We start from the raw sequence: 20,498 nt of genomic DNA on the forward strand, positions 1-20,498 counted from the left end.
CAAGGAAAGGCCAACGCCCCAAGAACACAGACAAAAAGCGCCGCGCAGGCAAACACACAAACAAGCAGCCCACACCCCAAAAAAACCAAAACCGCCCCCGCCGAGCAGGCGAAAAACCTATCCTTAGGGGGAATCCCCTGCCTTGACAACCAGCCCAAAGCGCAACCATAATCGCCCTGAACGTTCGCTAACCGAATCCATGTTCATATATCGAACAAATCGGAAGTGAACAAACCAAAAGCGTCAGCCCCGGCCCGGAGACCGTCCCGCACAAGCCCTTGCCTGCAAAGGCAAACAGCCTGGCGATACGCAGCGCCCCAAAAGGAAATTCGACATGATCAACAAGATTTTCGAGTCACTTCAGTCGGCGGTCGCCGATGTCCACGATGGCGCGACCGTCATGATCGGCGGCTTCGGCACGGCCGGCATGCCGTCCGAGCTGATCGACGCGCTTATCGAACAAGGCGCGCGCGAACTCACCATCGTCAACAACAACGCCGGTAACGGCGACATCGGCCTCGCGGCGCTGCTCAACGCCAAACGCGTGCGCAAGATCATCTGCTCGTTCCCGCGCCAAAGCGATTCGTATGTGTTCGACGCGCTCTATCGCGCCGGCGAAATCGAACTCGAACTGGTGCCGCAAGGCAACCTCGCGGAACGTATTCGCGCAGCAGGCGCGGGCATCGGCGGGTTCTTCACGCCCACGGGTTATGGCACCAAGCTCGCCGAAGGCAAGGAAACCCGTCTGATCGACGGCAAGCATTACGTGCTGGAGTCGCCGCTGCATGCGGACTTCGCGCTGATCAAAGCGTTCAAGGGCGACCGCTGGGGCAATCTGGTCTATCGCAAGACCGCCCGCAACTTCGGTCCGATCATGGCGAGCGCGGCGAAAACGGCCATCGTGCAGGTGTCGAAAGTGGTGCCGCTCGGCGAACTCGATCCGGAAAACATCGTCACGCCAGGCATCTTCGTGCAACGCGTGATCGAAGTGCCGCAAGCTGCGCATCAAGCCGAACTTGCATCCGCGAACGCCGCCTGAGGAGACCGACATGAAAAAACTGACCCGCGATGAAATGGCCAAGCGCGTTGCCCAGGATATCCCTGAAGGCGCTTACGTGAATCTCGGCATCGGCGTGCCGACGCTGGTGGCCAACCACCTTGGTGCCGACAAGGAAATCTTCCTGCACAGCGAAAACGGCCTGCTCGGCATGGGCCCGGCACCCGCGAAGGGCGAGGAAGACGACGAACTGATCAACGCCGGCAAGCAGCACGTCACGCTGCTTACGGGCGGTGCCTACTTCCATCACTCGGATTCGTTCGCGATGATGCGCGGCGGCCATCTGGATTTCTGCGTGCTCGGCGCGTTCCAGGTGTCGGCGAAGGGCGACCTGGCGAACTGGCACACCGGCGCGCCCGACGCGATTCCGGCTGTCGGCGGCGCCATGGACCTCGCAATCGGCGCGAAGCAGGTCTACGTGATGATGGAGCACCTGACCAAGCAGGGCGAAAGCAAGATCGCGGCGGAATGCACGTACCCGGTCACAGGCGTGAACTGCGTCGACCGCATCTATACGGACCTGGCCATGATCGACGTCACCGACAAGGGCCTCGTGGTGCGCGAGATCTTCTCGGACATCGACTTCGATGCGCTGCACAAACTGACCGGCGTGCCGCTGATCGACGGCACTCAGGCGGCACGCGCGGCCTAAGCACGGGCGCGGCAGCCGTCCGCACGAAGGCCTGTGGCGAGTCAAACCGCTGGCCGGGCGATGGCAACGCGCACGCCGCGCAGCGTGCTGCCACCAATGTGCGCGCGCGCAACGTGCCGTCGCCGATGAGCAAGCCGTGCAGCGTGCAGCCACCAATACGCGGGTCGCGCAAACCGTGCATCCGCCAATGTCCGCAGCGCGCATGAGGCAAGCTTCATGCGCGTGACCCGATGCCACGGCGTCACGTTGTTACAGCGAGCCGACGCGGCAGCATTCTGAACAGAATGCGCCGTAACGCCGTGTGCGGTACGCTCTCGATAGAAAGCGCCAAGGTCGCGCCTCGCAGCACGCCCGGATCGCCGCGGCGAAACCTTCACTTCCGACACCCTCATCGACGCCATCATGCTCGACTCCAGCGCCCGTCTGACCGGCCTTCTTTGCGGCACACAGCCGATGAACGACATCTGGGCGCCGCGTGCCACGCTGCAACGGATGCTCGATGTCGAAGCAGCGCTCGCGCGCGCTTCGGCTGCCCATAACGTGATTCCGCACAGCGCCGTGGCCGCGATCGAGGGCGCCTGCCAGGCCGATCAACTCGACGCCGACGCACTTGCGCGCGACGCGGCGCTCGGCGGCAACCTCGCGATTCCCCTCGTCAAACAACTCACCGCGCGTGTCAAAGCGGCGGACGCCGAAGCGTCGAAGTACGTCCATTGGGGCGCGACGAGCCAGGACATCATCGATACAGCAACGGTGCTGCAACTGCGCGAGACCTTCGATCTGCTCGACAGCGGCTTAGAAGCCACATGCGATGCAGTCGCGAAACTCGCGGCCACCCATCGCGCGACGCCGATGATCGGCCGCACCTGGCTGCAGCAGGCCCTGCCCATCACGCTCGGTCTGAAATTCGCACAATGGCTCGACGCGTTGCTGCGTCATCGTGAGCGGATCGATGCGTTGCGCGCGCGTGTGCTGGTGCTGCAATTCGGTGGCGCGGCGGGCACGCTGGCGAGTCTGCGTGACGCGGCGCCGCAAGTTACCCAATCATTGGCGCAAGAACTCAAGCTCGCTGTGCCCACCTTGCCATGGCACACGCAGCGCGATCGCATCGCTGAAACAGCGGCGCTGTTCGGCATGTTGATCGGCACGCTCGGCAAAATCGCGCGCGATATCTCGCTGCAGATGCAAACCGAAATCGACGAACTGGCCGAGCCCGCCGCGGCAGGCAAGGGCGGTTCGTCGACGATGCCGCACAAGCGCAACCCGGTCGGCTGCGCCGCGGTGCTGACGGCCGCGACTCGCGCGCCGGGGCTGGTGGCCACGGTGTTCGCCGGCATGGTGCAGGAGCACGAGCGCGCGCTCGGCGGCTGGCAAGCCGAGTGGGATGCGTTGCCGGACCTCGCGCGCCTTGCAGGCGGAGCGCTCGCCAACATCGAGCAGATCGCCACGGGTCTCAACGTGAATGTTCCGCGCCTTGCCGCCAATCTCGACGTCACGCACGGATTGATTCTCGGCGAAGCCGTGATGCTCGCGCTCGGCGACAGCATCGGCCGACTCGATGCGCATCGTCTGGTCGAGCGCGCATCGAAAGCGGCAATCGCCGAGCGCAAGACGCTCTTCGAGGTGCTCTCGGCGGACCACGCCGTGATCGAACATCTTTCGCTCGAGCGCCTGAAGCAACTGCTCGATCCTGCTCAATACGTCGGCCAGGCGCACGCTTATGTGGACGCCGCGCTGGCCCTTCATCACACGCGCGCCAAACGCGCCACTTCCAAGGAGTAACCGGCATGCCCTACGCCGCAGTCAACGGGACCGAGCTGCATTATCGAATCGACGGTGACCGTCACGGCAATGCGCCGTGGATCGTGTTGTCGAATTCGCTCGGCAGCGATCTGTCGATGTGGACGCCGCAAGTCGCGGCGCTGTCCAAACACTTCCGCGTGCTGCGCTACGACACGCGCGGTCATGGTCACTCGGAAGCACCGAAGGGTCCGTACACGATCGAACAACTGACCGGCGACGTGCTCGGCCTGATGGATACGCTGAAGATCGCGCGCGCGAATTTCTGCGGCGTGTCGATGGGCGGCCTCACTGGCGTCGCGTTGGCCGCGCGTCACTCGAATCGTCTTGAGCGCGTGGTGCTGAGCAATACGGCGGCGCGCATCGGTTCGCCGGAAGTGTGGGTGCCGCGCGCTGCACGAGCCCGCACTGAAGGCATGCTCGCACTGGCCGACGTGGTTCTGCCGCGCTGGTTCACCGCCGACTTTATCGAACGTGAACCGGTGGTGTTCGCCATGATCCGAGACGTGTTCGTGCATACCGACAAGGAAGGCTACGCATCCAATTGCGACGCCATCGACGCCACCGATCTGCGCCCTGAAACCCCCGGCATCAAGGTGCCTGCGCTAGTGATCAGTGGCACGCACGATCTGGCCGCAACGCCGGCACAAGGCCGCGAACTGGCGCAAGCGATTCCGGGCGCGCGTTATGTCGAACTGGACGCCTCGCATATTTCCAACATCGAGAAGGCCGAGGCTTTCACGAAGACCGTGCTCGACTTCCTGACGGAGCAGAAATGAACGACGAAGACCGTTACGAAGCCGGACTCGGGGTGCGCCGCGAGGTGCTGGGTAGCGCGCACGTCGACCGGTCGCTCGCGAACCGCACCGAGTTGACGGAGGAGTTCCAGAATTTTATTACCCGCTATGCGTGGGGCGAAATCTGGACGCGTGAAGGCTTGCCGCGTCACACCCGCAGCCTGCTGACCATCGCGATGATGGTCGCGCTCAATCGCGGCGAAGAACTCGCATTGCACTTGCGCGCCGCGAAGAACAACGGCGTGACGCGCGAGCAGATCAAGGAAGTGCTGCTGCAAACCGCAATCTATTGCGGTGTGCCGGCTGCCAATTCGGCGTTCCACCTGGCCGATAAACTGTTCCGCGAAGACGACGCTGCAGCGGCAAAGCCGTAACGACGCTGCAAAACTGGCGCGGCGTGTGGCCGCGCCGGCATTCGCCGCGCGTCACGCCGTCACGCGAGTCCTGCCTGCCGCCTTCCACCGGAATGACGCGATGTGGAGCCTGAAGCGTACGTCAGACAAAACGCGCTTCAGGCCGTTCTGCTCTCATCCATCACTGCCGTGTCCACCGGCAACTGCAAGCGCACGGCGCGCAACACCGTATCCTTGATGACCTCGCGCCAATGCGCGAGTGCGGCCTTGTCCATCAGCGCTTCACCGAGGAACGCCCCTAGCGTGTACTGATTGGCGTTGTAGAAATAACCGAGCGACGCGATTATCAGGTACACGTCACGCGCTTTGACGTCGGCACGAAAGACGTTTTGCGCCTTGCCCGCGTCCAGCAACTTCTGCACGACCGAAATCGCATAGCCCGAAATCTCCTTCAGCTTTGACGATTTCTTCGCGTGCTTGCCCTGATGCAGATTCTCGCTCGACAGCAGGGTGACGAACTCAGGGTGATCGAGGTAATACTGCCAGACGAATTCGACCATCTGTTCGAGGCCGTGCACGGGGTCGTCCAGATCGAGATCGAGCTTGCTTTCGGCCTCGTTGAACTGCGTGTAGATCGTCTCCAGGACTTCGACAAACAACTGTTCCTTGCTGCCGAAGTAGTAATAGATCATCCGGTCGTGCGAACGCGCGGCCTTCGAAATACTTTCGACCCGGCCGCTTGCATAGCCTTGCTTTGCGAAGACCTTGATTGCCGCTTTGAGAATCTTGGCGCGCGTGTCTTGCGCCTGCTTCGCTCGGATGCCGATAGCGCCCGGCTTGCGGGCAGCAGTGGGACTCATGGCGGTCTCGGATCTCTTTGTTAGCGTCAGGTTGAACGGCATGCGCCGCAGCCGCTTGGTGCGCTCAGGTATGGCGCGCCTTCATCATACAGCCCATATCACGCGCGCCGAAATGCCCTGCAAGCTCATGTGCTTCGGCGTAGATTGATTCGTAATCCCTGCGGGGATGCCGCGCCGCAGCATTCAGATGGGTACTGGGAAACTACCGGGAAACTCGTTGCGCAGTCTATTTTGATCGAGTAGATTTCAAGCAAGTTTGGTGTAGTGGATGCTACACGAACGGTGAGTGACCGCAACATGGAAAAATACGGGTCACGCAAAAGTCCCTTAAAACAGGGATTATTTGTCAGCCGGGCAGGACCGATTGTAATGTCGTCGTATGGAATCCCCACCATGACAGAACATACGAAGGTCGATTTCGGTGCGGAGAGCGTCGACGGCGAAACCGCCTCGACGCCGGGTCCGACCGTGCTCGAGAAAGCGGCGCCGCGCAGCGAGCGGATGGCGTCGAACAAGATCGAATGCAATGCGTGCCCGGTGTTGTGCCAGATTTCGGAAGGCCGCACCGGCGCGTGCGATCGTTATGCGAATGCGGACGGGCGTTTGATTCGCGTCGACCCTGTGGTGTTTCTTTCGCGCGCCGCGGGTTCGTCTGAAGCGATCACTAGCAATGTGGGTACCACGGTCGAATTTGGTGCATCGTCCGAGGTGCACGATCCTGCCGCGGAACAGGCGCTGTTCGTCACCGGCGTTGGCGCATCGTCCACGTATCCCGACTACAAGCCCGCGCCTTTCATCGTTTCCTCGAAGTTGGACGACGTCGACATGGTCACAGTCGTCACCGAGGGCATTTTCAGTTATTGCAGCTTCAAGGTGAAAATCGATACCGACCGCTTTCTCGGGCCGGAGCAATCGAACGTGCGCTGCCATGGTGAGATCGTCGGCCATGTGACCACGGCGGAGTACGGCTCGCAGATGCTGAGCCTCGGCGGTGTTCACCACCTGACTGGCGGCAGCAAGAAAGAAGGCCGCGTAACGTGCGACATGATGCTCGCGCTCGGCAACAAGGAAGCGGTGGAGTTGACCATCGACGGCGGCGCGAGTCTGGTGATTCGTGCGGGCGCGGCGCCGATTGTCGACGGCGTCGAAGAACAGCGCATGCGGGTGGGTTGTGGGTCGGCCACTATCGGCATCTTTGCGAAGCAATGGTTCGGTCACGCTGACGAAGTGGTGGTGGTCGACGATCACATCACCGGCGTACTCACCGAGCACCAGGCGGGCCGTTGCCTCGGCATGACGCCTTCAGGTCTGAAGATTCGCGGACGCAAATCGACTCCTGGCCGTTATTTCCAGGTGGCGAACCCCGGCACCGGTTGGGGCGGCACCGACATTCAGGACCCGCTGGCGATTGTCGAAAGCTTCGATCCCGCGGTGGCGAAACCGGGCATGCGCTTGCTGATGGTGTCGACCACCGGCGAACACGCACAGTGGTATGAACTCGATCGGGACCTCGTGCCGCGCATCGCAGCGATGCCGGATGCCGTGCGCGGCACGGTCGAACGAATCGGCGAGAATTGCGAGCCGTCGCTTGCTACGGTGCTGTTTCTCGGCGGCGCGGGCGGCAGCCTGCGAGCGGGGGCAACGGAGAACCCGGTCCTGCTCACCCGCGCGATCAAACAGAGGTTGGTGAACGTAACATGTGGTGGTGCGCCAACCTATGTGTGGCCGGGTGGCGGCATCACCGTGATGGTGGATGTCTCGCGCATGCCCGATCGATCGTTCGGCACTGTACCTACACCTGCGATCGTCGCGCCGATCGAATTCACCATGACATATGACGCGTATCGCGATCTCGGCGGCCATCTCGACGCGGTGCGTTCACTGGAAAGCGTGCTGGCGAATGGACCGGAGCATACGGAAGGGGCGCCGCTCGCGCGCAGGACGCTCGCGCGCCACCCTGACAACCCGTGGCCGCCGGCCATGCCGCCAATGCCAGGCTAACGGCGCCGCCGCCACCGGCACACTCGACACGACGAACGCGACGCACACGATGAACGCAACCCGAACCCGGCTCGACGCGGCCCGCTGGCATTGGCAGCATGGCCCGATCGATCTGATCCTCAGCGCGGATGGCGAGCCTTCGGCAGTGCAGGCTGCTTACGAGGCGTGCTGGGCGCGCTTTGTGGACGTATTGCCCGAGTTGGTCAGTGAGTTGAGGTTGCTTCGTCAGCCTGTGCAGGGCGACGCGGCGCATAGCGATTGCACGTTGAAGGGCGCCGTGGCCCGGCGCATGTGGAGCGCATGTTATCCCCACCGCGCTCGCTATATCACGCCGATGGCGGCCGTTGCAGGCAGCGTCGCGGACGAACTGATCACGGCGTTTGCACGCGAAGGCATCTCGCGAGCCTTCATCAACAACGGCGGCGATATCGCACTCTATTTGACTGAAGGGCAGCAGTACCGCGTGGGCGTGTTCGCCGATCTGGCGGCGTTCTCCGGTGGGAAGGCGCCAGGCGATCTGGCTTTGGACGCTAACCTGACGCTCGACGCCGCCACGCCGATTCGCGGCGTCGCGACGAGCGGCTGGCGCGGCCGCAGCTTCAGCCTGGGGATCGCCGACAGCGTGACGGTGCTCGCCCGCAACGCCGCCACCGCCGATGCCGCCGCCACGATGATCGCCAACGCCGTCAATCTGGAGCATGCGGGAATCGTGCGCAGGCCGGCTTCCTCGTTGAAGGACGATAGCGATCTCGGTGATCTGCTCGTGACCGTCGACGTGCCGTCCTTGCCGCAACCACTAATCGATTTTGCGCTGGCACGCGGTGTCGACGCCGCGCAGCGTTTGCACGAACAAGGTTTGATCGAAGGCGCCGCACTGTTCCTGCAAGGGCGGGCGCGTGTGACCGGCGGTACCTATCAGAATGGCGCGTTATTCATGCAGTGCGCCCGGATAACAACGGAGGCTCCGTGTTCGAAATACGCCGCGTGCTGACGCACGTCGAAGACATTTTCCACGAGTTCGGTCCCGCGCCCGCGCAGCCGCTCAGGCGCGGCGCAATCGCCGCGGTGATGACGAATCCGTTCGCCGGCCGCTACGAAGCCAGAATCGAACACGCCATGGAAGCGCTCAAGCCGATCGGCTTCGACATGGCGCAACGGTTGCTGGCGGCGATGGCTGTGCCGCACGCGGCGATCGAAAGCTACGGCAAGGGTGCAATCATCGGCTCGCGCGGTGAACTTGAGCATGGCGCGTTGTGGCACGTTCCCGGCGGCTATGCGATGCGCGAACTGTTGGAGAAAAATGGCGTGCCGACCAACGCGATCGTGCCGTCGACGAAGAAAGTCGGCGCGCCTTCCACCGCGCTCGACGTGCCGCTGACGCATGTCAACGCGAGCTATGTGCGCAGCCATTTCGATGCGATCGAAGTGCGTGTGCCCGGTGCGCCCGTCGCGGATGAACTGGTGTATATCCTCGTGATGAGCACGGGCCAGCGCGTGCATGCGCGCGTCGGCGGCCTGGCGAAAGAGGCGATTGTGGGCAAGGACGGCTTGCGCTGAGCGGCGCCTGATCTACGCAATGCGCTGAAGCATTGCAATGAAACAGTGAGTCGAAGCGCTGAGCTGAAGCAATGCGCTGCGGCGAGTAAGTAGAACACCAAGCAGAACACGCATCGAAACCCGGAGATCGAAATGGCAATCAAGCTTCGCAAGCTGGTCGTGCAGGTCGATGAAACACGCATTGAAATGGGGCAGGCCATCGAGCCGCCGACACGCCGTGCAGTCGCGATTGCGGTGATCGATAATCCCTACGCGGGCCGCTACGAGGCCAAGCTGGACGCACTGATCGAAGCCGGTGAGGAACTGGGTGCATTGCTCGGCAACAAGTGCGTCGAAGCCTTGGGTATCAAACCGGGCGACGCGCAAAGCTACGGCAAGGCGGCGATCGTCGGCGAAGCGGGTGAACTCGAACATGCGGCGGCGATTCTGCACCCCAAGCTTGGTGCACCGTTGCGGGTAGCAGTCGAGAAGGGCGCGGCGCTGGTGCCGTCGGCGAAAAAAATGGGTACGCTTGGCACCGCGATCGATGTCCCGCTGGGACACAAGGACGCCGCCTTCGTGCGCAGCCATTTCGATGCCATCGAAGCGCGCGTGTCGGACGCGCCGCGCGCCAACGAAATTGTCGTGGCGGTCGCGGTGACGGCCTCGGGCCGGCCGTTACCGCGTATCGGCGGCTTGCAGGTGAGTGAGATCAAAGGCGAAGACGGTTTGCGCTGAGTTACTTTAAGGGTCGCGATGCTTTCGAATTTGCTGGTACAGCTGGTCAACGGACTCGCCGACGCGTCGACGCTGTTTCTCGTCGCCGCCGGTTTGTCGTTGATCTTCGGCGTGACGCGCATCGTCAACTTCGCGCACGGCTCGTTCTATATGTTCGGCATCTATGTCGCGTATAGCATCGCGAGCCGTTTCGGCCATACAGCGGGCGGGTTCTGGCTGTCGGTGCTGGCTGCTGCGCTGGTGGTTGCGGTGCTTGGCGCGCTGGTCGAAATGATCGTGTTACGACGCATTTACCAGGCACCCGAGTTGTTTCATCTACTGGCGACATTCGCGCTGGTGCTGATCTTTCGCGACGCCGCGCTGTGGCTGTGGGGCCCGGAAGACCTGTTCGGACCGCGCGCGCCGCATCTGGCTGGTGCAGTTAATTTTCTCGGCCATCCACTGCCGACCTACGATATCGCGCTGATCGTGATCGGGCCGGTGGTGTTGCTGCTGCTCTGGTATGCGTTGACGCGTACACGGTGGGGCACGCTGGTGCGCGCCGCCACGCAGGATCGCGAGATGCTCGGCGCACTCGGTATTAATCAGGCGTGGCTGTTCACCGGCGTGTTTTTTGTCGGCGCGTTTCTCGCCGGCCTGGGCGGCGCGCTGCAAGGGCCGCGCATGTCAGCGAATCTGTCGCTCGATCTGGAGACTATCGGCAATGCGTTCGTCGTCGTCGTGGTCGGTGGTATGGGGTCGATTCCGGGCGCGTTCGTCGCGGCGTTGCTGATTGCCGAGATCAAGGCGCTGTGCATCGGCATCGGCCATGTGTCGGTGTTCGGTATCGATCTGTCGTTGAGCCGCTTTACGCTGGTTGCGGAATTTGTCGTGATGGCGGTGGTGCTGGTGGTGCGGCCTTGGGGCTTGTTAGGGAAGGCGAGCGCTGCGGTGCGTGGCATGGCCGCGCCTGAAGCGCCATTAAGGCCAGCAGGCAAGCGCCTGAAGTGGTTGGCCGCAATCGCTTTGTTGGTGCTGGTACTCGCGCCGCTTGCGGCCAATGCGTTTCCCTATATGCCTGTGCTGCTGGTTGAAATTCTGATCGCCGTGTTGTTCGCGACGAGTCTGCATTTCATCATGGGCCCTGGCGGCATGCATTCTTTCGGCCACGCCGCGTATTTCGGGCTGGGCGCATATGGCGCCGCGCTGTTTCTCAAAGTTTTGAATCTGCCGATGGAAGCCGCGTTGCTGCTCGGCCCCTTGCTCGCCGTGGCAGGCGCGCTCGTGTTCGGCTGGTTTTGCGTGCGTCTCTCAGGCGTCTACCTCGCGATGCTGACGCTCGCATTCGCACAGATCGTCTGGTCGGTCGTGTTCCAGTGGGACGACGTGACGGGCGGAAGTAACGGCATTCTCGGCTTGTGGCCGTCGAACTGGTTGGCGTCGCCGGTCGCCTTTTACTATCTGACGCTCGTCTGCGCTGTGATCGGCGTGTGGCTGTTGCGCAAGATGCTGTTCTCGCCGCTTGGCTATGCGATGCGGGCGTCGCGTGATTCGGTGTTGCGCGCCGAGGCGATCGGCATCGATGTGAAACGCGTGCAGTGGGCGGCCTTCGTCGTCGCGTCGCTGTTTTGCGGGCTTGCCGGGTCGCTTTATGCCTTCTCCAAAGGGACGATTTCGCCGGAGGTGATCAGCGTCAGCCGTTCAGTAGATGGCCTCGTGATGGTGCTGCTCGGCGGCTTGCAGACGTTGACTGGCCCGATCGTCGGCGCGGCCGTGTTCACGTGGCTGCAGGACACCGTCGCGCGGCAAACCGATTATTGGCAGGCGTTGCTGGGCTTCGCCATTCTGCTGCTGGTGATTGCGTTTCCGCAGGGTATCGTCGGGTTCATTCGTGAGCGTTTCGGCGACGATACGGTGGATAAGGCAGAAGAGCGTGCTCCTTCGCCATCACAGGGTACGGCGATCAAGGAGGGGCTATGAGCTTGCTACGCGTCTCCGGTCTCTCCAAATCGTTCGGCGGCCTGAAAGCGGTCGACGATGTCTCCTTCGATCTCGAAGCCGGCCAACTGTTGGCGCTGCTGGGTCCGAACGGCGCGGGCAAGTCGACCTGCTTCAACATGGTCAACGGGCAACTGCAGCCGTCGTCTGGTTCGATTCGTCTCGACGATCATGAACTGGTCGGCATGCGGCCGCGCGATATCTGGCGGTTGGGCGTCGGCCGCACGTTCCAGATTGCCGCGACTTTCAATTCGATGACCGTGCTCGAAAACGTGCAGATGGCGCTGGTCTCGCGTGAACGAAAGACCTTCGGCCTCTGGAAACCCGCAGGCTCGCGCTATGCCGATGAAGCCATGACGCTGCTCGAACAGGTCGGCATGGGCGCCGATGCGAACCGCGCCTGCGGCGTGCTCGCATACGGCGACGTCAAACGCGTTGAACTCGCTATCGCATTGGCAAACCGCCCGAAGCTACTACTGATGGACGAGCCCACTGCCGGCATGGCGCCAAAGGAGCGCAACGAACTGATGGCGCTCACCAAGCGACTCGTCACCGAGCACAAAATCGGCGTGCTGTTTACCGAGCACAGCATGGACGTTGTATTCGCGTACGCCGATCGCATGATCGTGCTCGCGCGCGGCAAGTTGATCGCCGAGGGCGACGCCGAAACGATCCGCAACGACGCACGCGTGCAGGAAGTCTATTTCGGCACTGGCAAGACCTTCCAGCCATGCGCGCCGCTGCATGAAGCGGCAGGCGGCCATCAAGGACAAGGAGCGCTGCAATGAGCGAGCCGATGCTGAAAGTCGCCGGCCTCAACGCGTTCTATGGCCGCGCGCACATTCTGTTCGACGTTGGCCTCGAAGTCGGCCGCGGCGAAGTGGTCGCGCTGATGGGCCGCAACGGCGCCGGCAAATCGACGACGATGAAAGCCGTGATGGGCCTGCTGCCACGCCGTCAGGGAGAGGTCCGTTTTCGCGGGCAAAACATCGCGGCGTTGCCGCCGTATCGGATCGCCCGCATGGGCATGGGTTTCGTCCCTGAAGATCGCCGCGTGTTTTCCGATCTGACCGTGATGGAGAACCTCGATACAGGCCGTCAGCCGCCACGTGAAGGCGCGCCTGAGTGGACGCCGGAAAAGCTGTTCCGCCTGTTCCCCAATCTCGGTGAAATGCCGAAACGTCCAGGCGGCCAGATGAGCGGCGGCGAGCAGCAGATGCTTACCGTCTCCCGCACGCTGATGGGCAATCCGTATCTGGTGCTGCTTGACGAACCGTCCGAGGGCGTCGCGCCCGTGATCGTCGAGCAGATGGCCAACATGATTCTCGAACTCAAGCGCGAAGGGCTGTCGATTCTATTGTCGGAACAGAATCTGCATTTCGCCGAGCTGGTCAGCGACCGCGCGTACGTCCTCGAAAAAGGGCAGATCCGCTTCAGCGGCACGATCGGCGAACTCGCAAAGAACGAAACGGTCAGGCGCGCTTATCTGAGCGTGTGATTCCATTGGCGCTGCCTGCGTGCAGGGTGTGTACGCTTGCGACTGCTGGGCAGTCGGTGCGAAAGGAGAGGCAGATGGCAGCAGAGACGTTGACAGGCTTGTCGGGCAAGGTCGCGGTAACGAACATCGGTCTGCTGTTATCCGGCGATATCGACCAGCCGATTCTCGACGCGAACACGCTGGTGATCGATGACGGCGTGATCGTCGCGATCGGCCGCGAGAAAGATTGCGACCTCGAAGGTGCGCGGACCACCGTCGACTGTAAAGGCACCACTGTCGCGCCAGGCCTGATCGATTCGCACGTGCATCCGGTGTTCGGCGACTGGACGCCGCGCCAGAATCAGATGGGCTGGATCGAATCGAATCTGAACGGCGGCGTGACGACGATGATCTCCGCGGGCGAAGTGCATTTACCTGGCCGTCCGAAAGACGTGGTCGGCGTAAAGGCGCTTGCCATTACCGCTCAACGTTCGTTCGAAGGAATGCGCGGCGCAGGTGTCGGTGGCGGCGTGAAAGTCATGGCGGGTGCGCCGGTGATCGAGAAAGGCATGGTCGAGGAGGACTTCAAGGAGCTCTCGGAAGCGGGCGTGAAGCTGCTCGGCGAAGTTGGACTCGGCAGCGTGAAAGGCGGCGAGGAAGCGGCACAAATGGTCGCCTGGGCTCGCAAATACGGCATTCAAAGCACGATTCACACGGGCGGCCCGTCGATTCCGGGCTCGGGTCTGATCGATAGAGACGTAGTGCTTGCCGCTGACGCGGACGTGATCGGCCACATCAATGGCGGGCATACGTCGCTTTCCTATCGGCACGTATGCGATCTGTGCGAGCAATCGAGCCGCGCGCTGGAGATCGTTCACAACGGCAACGAACGGATCGCGCTGCTCACCGCACGTCATGCGATCGAATTGAAGTGTCCGCATCGGATCATTCTCGGCACCGATAGTCCGGCGGGCTCCGGCGTGCAGCCGCTCGGCATTCTACGGATGATCGCGCTGATCTCCAGTCTCGCCGACGTCCCCGCGGAAATCGCCTTCTGCTTCGCGACAGGCAATACCGCCCGGCAACGCAATCTGCGGCAAGGGCTGATCGAAGTGGGCCGACCCGCCGACCTCGTCTTCATGGACCGCGCGCAGCACACGGCCGCCGATACGCTGCTTGAGAGCGTGCAACTCGGCGATATTCCTGGTGTCGGCATGGTGATGATCGACGGGTTGATTCGCTGCCGGCGTAGCCGCAATACGCCACCGGCGACCGAAGTGCCGGTGGTGCTTTGAACGCGCGCCGCACGGCGTGGCCGGCATTGTCATGAACCGCCCGGCGCCTCTTACGCTGAATGTCAACGGCGCAACGCATCTCGTCAACGCCGGCGCCGACACGCCACTGCTTTATCTGCTGCGTAATGATCTGGCGTTGAACGGGCCGAAATTCGGCTGCGGACTTGGCGAGTGTGGTGCGTGTACGGTCCTGCTCGACGGCATGCCGACGCGTTCCTGCGTGACGACCGCAAAGGTGGCATTGGGACGTGAGATCACCACGCTCGAAGGACTGGGCACGCGCAACGCATTGCATCCGGTGCAGCAGGCGTTTATCGAAGAACAGGCTGCGCAGTGCGGCTATTGCCTGAACGGCATGATCATGACCGCCAAAGCGTTGCTCGATCGCGATCCGCATCCGAGCGTCGAGACGATCCGGCGGGAACTGTCGCGCAACCTCTGCCGGTGCGGCACGCATGTCGAGATCGTGCGCGCGGTGCAGCGCGCGGCCGAACTGCTCGTTGCGCAAACCTCCGCGCGTGAAGGAGTGCGCGCATGACAGGGCCGGATTTCAGCGTCGATCGACGTCCCGCACCGCTGTCACGACGGCAGCTCTATGACGCGCAGAGCGTGCTCATCATCACGCGGCCGCCGCAGGCACCCGTGAAGCCTGCGATCGGTCAGCCGGGGTCGCGTTCGTCGTTCGTGCCGACCGAGGCGGACATGTTTCTCGTGGTGCGCGACGACGGCAGCGTTGCGGCGTTCAACGGTCACGTCGATCTCGGCACCGGCATTGGCACCGCGCTCGCGCAGATCGTTGCGGAAGAACTGGACGTGCCGTTGACGCGCGTGTCGGTCGTACTCGGCCACACCAGCGAGGCGCCGAATCAGGGGCCGACGATTGCAAGCGCGACGATCCAGATATCGGCGGTGCCACTCAGGCATGCAGCGGCACAAGCGCGTCAGTTCCTTCTGGCGGAAGCAGCCGCGCGCTTGAACGTCAGCACTGAGCAACTCGACGTGCGAGACGGTGTGATTTTCACGCGCGACGGTGGCACGGAAAAGAGCATTGGCTACGGCGAATTGATCACCGGTCGGCGCATCGAATTGGACCTTGCCGCCGATGCGCCTTTGAAATCGCCGGACGCATACAAGATCGTCGGTAAGAGCACACCGCGTGTCGATATTCCGGCGAAGGCGACCGGTGAGTTGAGTTTTGTGCATGACGTGCGTGTGCCTGGCATGCTGCACGGGCGCGTTGTCCGTCCGCCCTACGCCGGTGTCGCGCAGGGCGACTTCATGGGCCACAGTCTGCTGCATGTCGATGAAGCTTCGGTCAGCAATTTGCCCGGCATCGTCAAGGTCGTGGTGATCCGCGATTTTGTCGGCATCGTGGCAGAGCGCGAAGAGGTCGCGCAGCAGGCGGTGAAGCGGTTGCATGTGCAGTGGAAAGCGGTCGAGGGTTTGCCTGCGCTCGAAACCAGCGAGGAAGTGGAAGCTGCGCTAAGAGCGAATCCGGCCAAACGGCGCGATCTGGTGATCGAAGGCGACGTTGACGCAGCACTCGCGCAAGACCCTGCTCGAACGCTGGAACGTACCTATGTATGGCCGTTTCAGATGCATGCGTCGATCGGACCGTCGTGCGCCGTGGCCGACTACCGGGATGCGAAGCTGAAAGTCTGGTCGGGCACGCAGAACCCTCATTCGTTGCGTGCCGATCTCGCCTTGTTGATGGCGCTGGATGAAGCGCACATCGAAATCGTGCGGATGGACGCGGCAGGTTGCTACGGCCGCAATTGTGCGGACGATGTCGCCGCTGACGCCGCGCTGCTGTCGCGCGCAACCGGCAGTCCGGTGCGGGTGCAACTATCGCGCGAAGACGAGCATGCATGGGAGCCAAAAGGCGCCGCGCAATTGATGGACGTGCGCGGCGCTTTGGGTGCCGAAGGCGAGCTCGCAGCGTACGACTTCGCGACGCGCTATCCATCGAACGACGCCCCCACGTTGGCGTTGCTGCTCACTGGAACCATCTCCGCACAGCCGCAGGTCTTCGAAATGGGCGACCGCACGTCCGTGCCGCCATACGACTACCAGACCATGCGCATTGTCTGCGACGACACGCCGCCGATCGTGCGCGCGTCCTGGCTGCGGGGCGTGTCGGCGTTGCCGAACACCTTTGCGCATGAATCTTTTATCGACGAACTCGCTGCTGAGGCGGGCGTAGATCCAGTCGAGTTTCGTTTGAAGCATCTGACCGATCCGCGCGCGATCGATCTCGTGAAGGCTGTGGCTGAGAAAGCTGGCTGGCAGCCTCGTAACATCGCCTTGAAAGATGATCAGGAAGAGGGCGACATTGCGCGCGGTAGAGGTTTTGCCTACGCCCGCTACGTGCACAGCAAATTTCCCGGTTTCGGCGCGGCATGGTCTGCGTGGGTCGCTGACATCGAAGTCAATCGCAAGAGCGGCGAGCTCGCCGTGACGCGCGTGGTGGTGGGCCAGGACACCGGCACCATGGTGAATCCTGACGGCGTTCGTCATCAGATACACGGCAACGTGATTCAGGCGACCAGCCGTGCGCTGAAAGAACGCGTGACGTTCGGCGACAACGCGGTCACGAGCCAGGAATGGGGCGCGTATCCGATTCTGACGTTTCGCGAAGTGCCGGTGATCGACGTCGTGATGATGCCGCGCCACGGCGAGCCACCGATGGGCACAGGCGAATCGGCGTCGCTGCCTGGCGCCGCGGCGATCGCCAACGCGCTGTACGACGCGACAGGTGTGCGTTTTCGCAGACCACCGTTCACACCGGAGACGATTCGCGCCGCACTAGCCGATGCACAAGCGGAAGAAGCGGCGGCGCGCAAAAAGAAGCGCTGGCGGCTGGGTTTTCTCGGCGCAATTGCTGCGGGCGCTGCCGGCTGGCTAGGTGCATTGGCCTTGACGCCACAAGCCATTGCGCCGATTACGCCGCCGCTCGCGAGCGCATTTGCACCCGAACTGGTGGCACGCGGCAAACTGCTTGCGGCGCTGGGCAATTGCGCGGTTTGCCATACCGCGCACAACGGCGTGCCGAATGCCGGCGGCAAACCACTCGATACGCCATTCGGCACGATCTACAGCACCAACATCACGCCTGATGGACAGACGGGGATCGGCACATGGTCGCTCGACGCATTCGTGCGGGCGATGCGGCAAGGTATCAGCCGCGACGGCCATCATTTGTATCCCGCGTTCCCGTACACGTCGTTCAGGAACACGTCCGACGACGATCTGAAAGCGCTCTACGCGTACCTGATGGCGCAAACGCCGGTGCGTTCCAGGCCGCCGGAAACGAAGCTGGCCTTTCCATTCAGCGTGCGTCACTTGATGGCTGCATGGAACGGGCTCTTCCTCGGACGCAATACGTTTACTGCCAGTGCGACGCAAAGTGCGCAATGGAATCGCGGGGCGTATCTCGTGAACGGCCTCGGCCATTGCAGCGCATGCCATACGCCGCGCAATGCATTCGGCGCCGAGAAAACTGGCGCCGCCTTCATGGGCGGCGGAGTGGTGGAAGGGTGGGAAGCGCCCGCGCTGTCGACGCTTTCCAACGCGCCCGTACCCTGGAGCGAAGACGAACTGTTCAGCTATCTGCGCTACGGTCATGCGCCGCTGCATGGCGTCGCGGCCGGGCCGATGGCGCCGGTCGTCAACGATCTGGCGGCGCTACCCGACAGCGATATTCGCGCGATGGCCACGTATCTGGCATCGTTGAGTCCGCTGGAGCCCAATGCGGATACTGTGTCGATGGCGCGTCAATACGAGCAGGCCAGCACGATAACGGGCACGGCAACGGGTCTTGGTGCGCGTCTCTTCGACGGCGCGTGCGCAGCCTGTCATCACACTGGCAGTGGACCGCAATTGTTCGGTGCGCATCCGTCGCTGGCGCTTAACACGAATCTGCATAGCACGACGCCTGATAATCTGATTCGCGTGATTCTCGATGGTATCGGCTCGCCGGCACGGCCCGAACTCGGTACGATGCCGGCTTACCGCGACAGTTTCAACGACGCCCAGGTCGCCGAACTCGTGAGCTACCTGCGTCAGCAATTCGCCGGCGGCAAGCCGGCATGGCAGGACGTCACAGCGAGCGTCGCGAGAATTCGCGCGATGCCGCGGGCAGAGTGAAGTCGCCAAACGCATTGCAGCATCGCTCGCAGCACCACTGGCAGCACAATTCGCAACACGGTTTGCCGAACGAATCGCCGAACGCTTCAACGCTTGATAAAAACGACCGCATTCCCGCAATCCTTTTGATAACGGAGAAACGCATGACCACGCGCGCAGGATGGATCTCTCGCTTCACGGTTTCAACGGTTCTATCGCTCGCGGCCGTTGGCGCGAGTGCACAGCAGACCGTCAAGATCGGTGAAATCAACAGCTACAAGGCGCTGCCCGCCTTTCTCGGCCCTTACAAGAACGGCTGGAATCTCGCGCTCGAGCAGGTGAACGCGGCGGGTGGCGTACTCGGCAAACAGCTTGAAGTGGTGTCGCGCGACGACAACGGCAATCCGGGCGACACCATCCGCGTCGCGCAGGAGTTGATTGCGCGCGAGCAGGTGCAATTGCTGTTCGGCGGGTTCCTGTCGAACACGGGTCTCGCGTTGACCGACTTTGCGAAGCAGAAGAAGATTTTCTTCCTCGCGGCCGAGCCATTGACTGACAAGATCGTTTGGGCCGACGGCAACAAATACACATACCGTCTGCGTCCTTCGACGTATATGCAGGTGGCGATGCTGGTGCCTGAGGCGGTGAAGCTGAAGAAGAAGCGTTGGGCGCTTGTGTATCCGAACTACGAGTATGGTCAATCGGCGGTGGCGACATTCAAGAAGCTGATGACGGCGGCGCAGCCGGACGTGGAGTTTGTCGCCGAACAGGCGACGCCGCTGGGCAATGTCGATGCAGGCGCGGTGTCGCAGGCGATCGCCGACGCGAAGCCGGATGCGATTTTCAACGTGCTGTTTGGTGCCGATCTCGGCAAGTTTGTGCGCGAGGGCAATACGCGCGGGTTGTTCAAGGATCGCAGCGTGGTGTCGTTGCTGACGGGCGAGCCGGACTATCTCGACCCGTTGGGTGCGGAGGCGCCGACGGGGTGGATCGTGACGGGGTACCCGTGGTATTCGATTGATACGGCGGCGAACAAGAAGTTTGTCGATGCGTATCAGGCGAAGTATCACGATTATCCGCGACTGGGGTCGGTCGTGGGGTATTCGGCGTTGATGTCGATTGCGGCGGGGATCAAGAAGGCTGGGTCGACGGATCCGGATAAGTTGGCCGCTGCGTTCAAGGGGCTAGGGGTGGAGACGCCCTTCGGGCCGATTACTTATCGGGGGCAGGATAATCAGTCGACGATGGGGGCGTTTGTGGGGGTTACCGGTCTTAAGGACGGTAAGGGTGTGATGACTTCGTATCGGTATATTGATGGGGCTAGTGTGCAGCCTTCGGATGCTGAGGTTAAGAAGTTGCGGCCGGCTGAATAAGGTTTCGTTTTTTGCCTTTTGTGGCGGCATTGGCCGTGTTCTTGGGGCGTTGGCCTTTCCTTGATCTGGCTTTGGTGCCTTTCCTTGAATTGTTAGTGGTCTATTAGCGTTGCCCCTGTGCGGGGCGGCACCTACTTCTCTTTGCCGGCTGCAAAGAGAAGTAGGCAAGAGAAAGCAGCTCAAACCGCTCATGCCAAGTGGGCGCCGTGGTTTGCCAAGGGTAGTGGTGCATCTGGAATCCGTGCTCTCGCACATTCCGCGTTAGTGACAAGGGAGTCATCAGCTCCCACTCCGCACTGCGTGCGTCGCGGACGGGTATGCATGGGAAACCACCGGCTTCGGTTGAGGTCTGTGGGAGCCATCGGCTTCGCCTCGGCGAGGCGCCTCTGCACTCACCCGGGAACCCCCCCTTCAAATGATTTGTCGGTGCCCCGCAATCACGGTCACGGCTGCGGCG

17 protein-coding genes are annotated in these 20,498 nt (G+C 62.3%); 16 read left to right on the forward strand and 1 reads right to left on the reverse strand.

Annotation, left to right across the window (positions count from 1 at the left end; translation table 11 throughout):
- Positions 1 to 334: 334 nt before the first annotated feature.
- The 5 genes from M0D67_RS23750 to pcaC all read left to right on the forward strand — a co-directional run bounded on the left by M0D67_RS23750 (position 335) and on the right by pcaC (position 4,680).
- Entirely contained in the window at positions 335 to 1,039 is a 705-nt protein-coding gene (locus M0D67_RS23750) for a 3-oxoacid CoA-transferase subunit A (RefSeq protein WP_154566933.1), read from the forward strand.
- Positions 1,040 to 1,049: 10 nt separating this feature from the next.
- Entirely contained in the window at positions 1,050 to 1,709 is a 660-nt protein-coding gene (locus tag M0D67_RS23755; protein ID WP_093647594.1) for a 3-oxoacid CoA-transferase subunit B, read from the forward strand.
- Positions 1,710 to 2,111: 402 nt separating this feature from the next.
- Positions 2,112 to 3,491, forward strand: a complete 1,380-nt coding sequence (locus tag M0D67_RS23760; RefSeq protein ID WP_266239795.1) for a 3-carboxy-cis,cis-muconate cycloisomerase — start codon at positions 2,112 to 2,114, stop codon at positions 3,489 to 3,491.
- A gap of 5 nt (positions 3,492 to 3,496) precedes the next feature.
- Complete coding sequence (gene pcaD / locus M0D67_RS23765) at positions 3,497 to 4,288, forward strand: 3-oxoadipate enol-lactonase (RefSeq protein WP_154566931.1); 792 nt, start codon at positions 3,497 to 3,499, stop codon at positions 4,286 to 4,288.
- The gene (gene pcaC / locus M0D67_RS23770) at positions 4,285 to 4,680 is read left to right on the forward strand and encodes a 4-carboxymuconolactone decarboxylase (RefSeq protein ID WP_266239796.1); all 396 of its coding nucleotides are present in this window, start codon (positions 4,285 to 4,287) and stop codon (positions 4,678 to 4,680) included. The genes pcaD and pcaC overlap by 4 nt, the downstream gene beginning before the upstream one ends.
- Before the next feature lie 137 nt (positions 4,681 to 4,817).
- On the opposite strand, the gene M0D67_RS23775 is transcribed toward pcaC, so the two are convergent.
- On the reverse strand, positions 4,818 to 5,519 hold the full coding sequence (locus M0D67_RS23775; RefSeq protein WP_266239798.1) for a TetR family transcriptional regulator: 702 nt from the start codon (positions 5,517 to 5,519) through the stop codon (positions 4,818 to 4,820).
- A gap of 393 nt (positions 5,520 to 5,912) precedes the next feature.
- On the opposite strand from M0D67_RS23775, the gene M0D67_RS23780 reads away from it, so the two are divergent.
- The 11 genes from M0D67_RS23780 (at position 5,913) to M0D67_RS23830 (ending at position 20,041) form a co-directional block, all read left to right on the forward strand.
- The gene (locus M0D67_RS23780) at positions 5,913 to 7,520 is read left to right on the forward strand and encodes a 6-hydroxynicotinate reductase (RefSeq protein ID WP_266239800.1); all 1,608 of its coding nucleotides are present in this window, start codon (positions 5,913 to 5,915) and stop codon (positions 7,518 to 7,520) included.
- A gap of 49 nt (positions 7,521 to 7,569) precedes the next feature.
- Positions 7,570 to 8,511, forward strand: a complete 942-nt coding sequence (locus M0D67_RS23785; RefSeq protein ID WP_266239802.1) for a UPF0280 family protein — start codon at positions 7,570 to 7,572, stop codon at positions 8,509 to 8,511.
- Positions 8,487 to 9,077, forward strand: a complete 591-nt coding sequence (locus M0D67_RS23790; RefSeq protein ID WP_266239804.1) for an amino acid synthesis family protein — start codon at positions 8,487 to 8,489, stop codon at positions 9,075 to 9,077. The genes M0D67_RS23785 and M0D67_RS23790 overlap by 25 nt, the downstream gene beginning before the upstream one ends.
- A 132-nt stretch (positions 9,078 to 9,209) precedes the next feature.
- Positions 9,210 to 9,794 carry an amino acid synthesis family protein gene (locus tag M0D67_RS23795; RefSeq protein WP_054043300.1) on the forward strand — a complete coding sequence of 195 codons (585 nt, stop codon included), beginning with the start codon at positions 9,210 to 9,212 and terminating at the stop codon, positions 9,792 to 9,794.
- An 18-nt stretch (positions 9,795 to 9,812) separates the two neighbouring features.
- Entirely contained in the window at positions 9,813 to 11,753 is a 1,941-nt protein-coding gene (locus M0D67_RS23800) for an ABC transporter permease (protein ID WP_200652951.1), read from the forward strand.
- Positions 11,750 to 12,559 carry an ABC transporter ATP-binding protein gene (locus M0D67_RS23805; protein WP_266239807.1) on the forward strand — a complete coding sequence of 270 codons (810 nt, stop codon included), beginning with the start codon at positions 11,750 to 11,752 and terminating at the stop codon, positions 12,557 to 12,559. Before M0D67_RS23800 ends, M0D67_RS23805 begins: the two co-directional genes overlap by 4 nt.
- On the forward strand, positions 12,556 to 13,269 hold the full coding sequence (locus M0D67_RS23810; RefSeq protein WP_054043304.1) for an ABC transporter ATP-binding protein: 714 nt from the start codon (positions 12,556 to 12,558) through the stop codon (positions 13,267 to 13,269). Before M0D67_RS23805 ends, M0D67_RS23810 begins: the two co-directional genes overlap by 4 nt.
- 74 nt (positions 13,270 to 13,343) lie before the next feature.
- Positions 13,344 to 14,543, forward strand: a complete 1,200-nt coding sequence (locus M0D67_RS23815; RefSeq protein ID WP_266239810.1) for an amidohydrolase family protein — start codon at positions 13,344 to 13,346, stop codon at positions 14,541 to 14,543.
- Positions 14,544 to 14,574: 31 nt separating this feature from the next.
- Positions 14,575 to 15,081: a (2Fe-2S)-binding protein gene (locus tag M0D67_RS23820; RefSeq protein ID WP_266239812.1), complete on the forward strand. Its 507-nt coding sequence runs from the start codon at positions 14,575 to 14,577 to the stop codon at positions 15,079 to 15,081.
- Positions 15,078 to 18,689, forward strand: a complete 3,612-nt coding sequence (locus tag M0D67_RS23825) for a molybdopterin cofactor-binding domain-containing protein (RefSeq protein WP_266239814.1) — start codon at positions 15,078 to 15,080, stop codon at positions 18,687 to 18,689. Before M0D67_RS23820 ends, M0D67_RS23825 begins: the two co-directional genes overlap by 4 nt.
- Positions 18,690 to 18,832: 143 nt before the next feature.
- A complete protein-coding gene (locus M0D67_RS23830) occupies positions 18,833 to 20,041 on the forward strand; it encodes an ABC transporter substrate-binding protein (RefSeq protein WP_266239816.1) in 1,209 nt (402 codons plus the stop codon).
- Positions 20,042 to 20,498: the final 457 nt, after the last annotated feature.

This window comes from Paraburkholderia sp. SECH4 (genome assembly GCF_030511745.1).
GTDB classification, from domain to species: domain Bacteria; phylum Pseudomonadota; class Gammaproteobacteria; order Burkholderiales; family Burkholderiaceae; genus Paraburkholderia; species Paraburkholderia madseniana.

What these genes read in the sequence shown, in the direction of transcription:
- M0D67_RS23750 (WP_154566933.1), top strand. Translation starts at nt 335, where the DNA reads ATGATCAACAAGATTTTCGAGTCACTTCAGTCGGCGGTCGCCGATGTC.
- M0D67_RS23755 (WP_093647594.1), top strand. Translation starts at nt 1,050, where the DNA reads ATGAAAAAACTGACCCGCGATGAAATGGCCAAGCGCGTTGCCCAGGAT.
- M0D67_RS23760 (WP_266239795.1), top strand. Translation starts at nt 2,112, where the DNA reads ATGCTCGACTCCAGCGCCCGTCTGACCGGCCTTCTTTGCGGCACACAG.
- pcaD (WP_154566931.1), top strand. Translation starts at nt 3,497, where the DNA reads ATGCCCTACGCCGCAGTCAACGGGACCGAGCTGCATTATCGAATCGAC.
- pcaC (WP_266239796.1), top strand. Translation starts at nt 4,285, where the DNA reads ATGAACGACGAAGACCGTTACGAAGCCGGACTCGGGGTGCGCCGCGAG.
- M0D67_RS23775 (WP_266239798.1), bottom strand. Translation starts at nt 5,519, where the DNA reads ATGAGTCCCACTGCTGCCCGCAAGCCGGGCGCTATCGGCATCCGAGCG.
- M0D67_RS23780 (WP_266239800.1), top strand. Translation starts at nt 5,913, where the DNA reads ATGACAGAACATACGAAGGTCGATTTCGGTGCGGAGAGCGTCGACGGC.
- M0D67_RS23785 (WP_266239802.1), top strand. Translation starts at nt 7,570, where the DNA reads ATGAACGCAACCCGAACCCGGCTCGACGCGGCCCGCTGGCATTGGCAG.
- M0D67_RS23795 (WP_054043300.1), top strand. Translation starts at nt 9,210, where the DNA reads ATGGCAATCAAGCTTCGCAAGCTGGTCGTGCAGGTCGATGAAACACGC.
- M0D67_RS23800 (WP_200652951.1), top strand. Translation starts at nt 9,813, where the DNA reads ATGCTTTCGAATTTGCTGGTACAGCTGGTCAACGGACTCGCCGACGCG.
- M0D67_RS23805 (WP_266239807.1), top strand. Translation starts at nt 11,750, where the DNA reads ATGAGCTTGCTACGCGTCTCCGGTCTCTCCAAATCGTTCGGCGGCCTG.
- M0D67_RS23810 (WP_054043304.1), top strand. Translation starts at nt 12,556, where the DNA reads ATGAGCGAGCCGATGCTGAAAGTCGCCGGCCTCAACGCGTTCTATGGC.
- M0D67_RS23815 (WP_266239810.1), top strand. Translation starts at nt 13,344, where the DNA reads ATGGCAGCAGAGACGTTGACAGGCTTGTCGGGCAAGGTCGCGGTAACG.
- M0D67_RS23820 (WP_266239812.1), top strand. Translation starts at nt 14,575, where the DNA reads ATGAACCGCCCGGCGCCTCTTACGCTGAATGTCAACGGCGCAACGCAT.
- M0D67_RS23825 (WP_266239814.1), top strand. Translation starts at nt 15,078, where the DNA reads ATGACAGGGCCGGATTTCAGCGTCGATCGACGTCCCGCACCGCTGTCA.
- M0D67_RS23830 (WP_266239816.1), top strand. Translation starts at nt 18,833, where the DNA reads ATGACCACGCGCGCAGGATGGATCTCTCGCTTCACGGTTTCAACGGTT.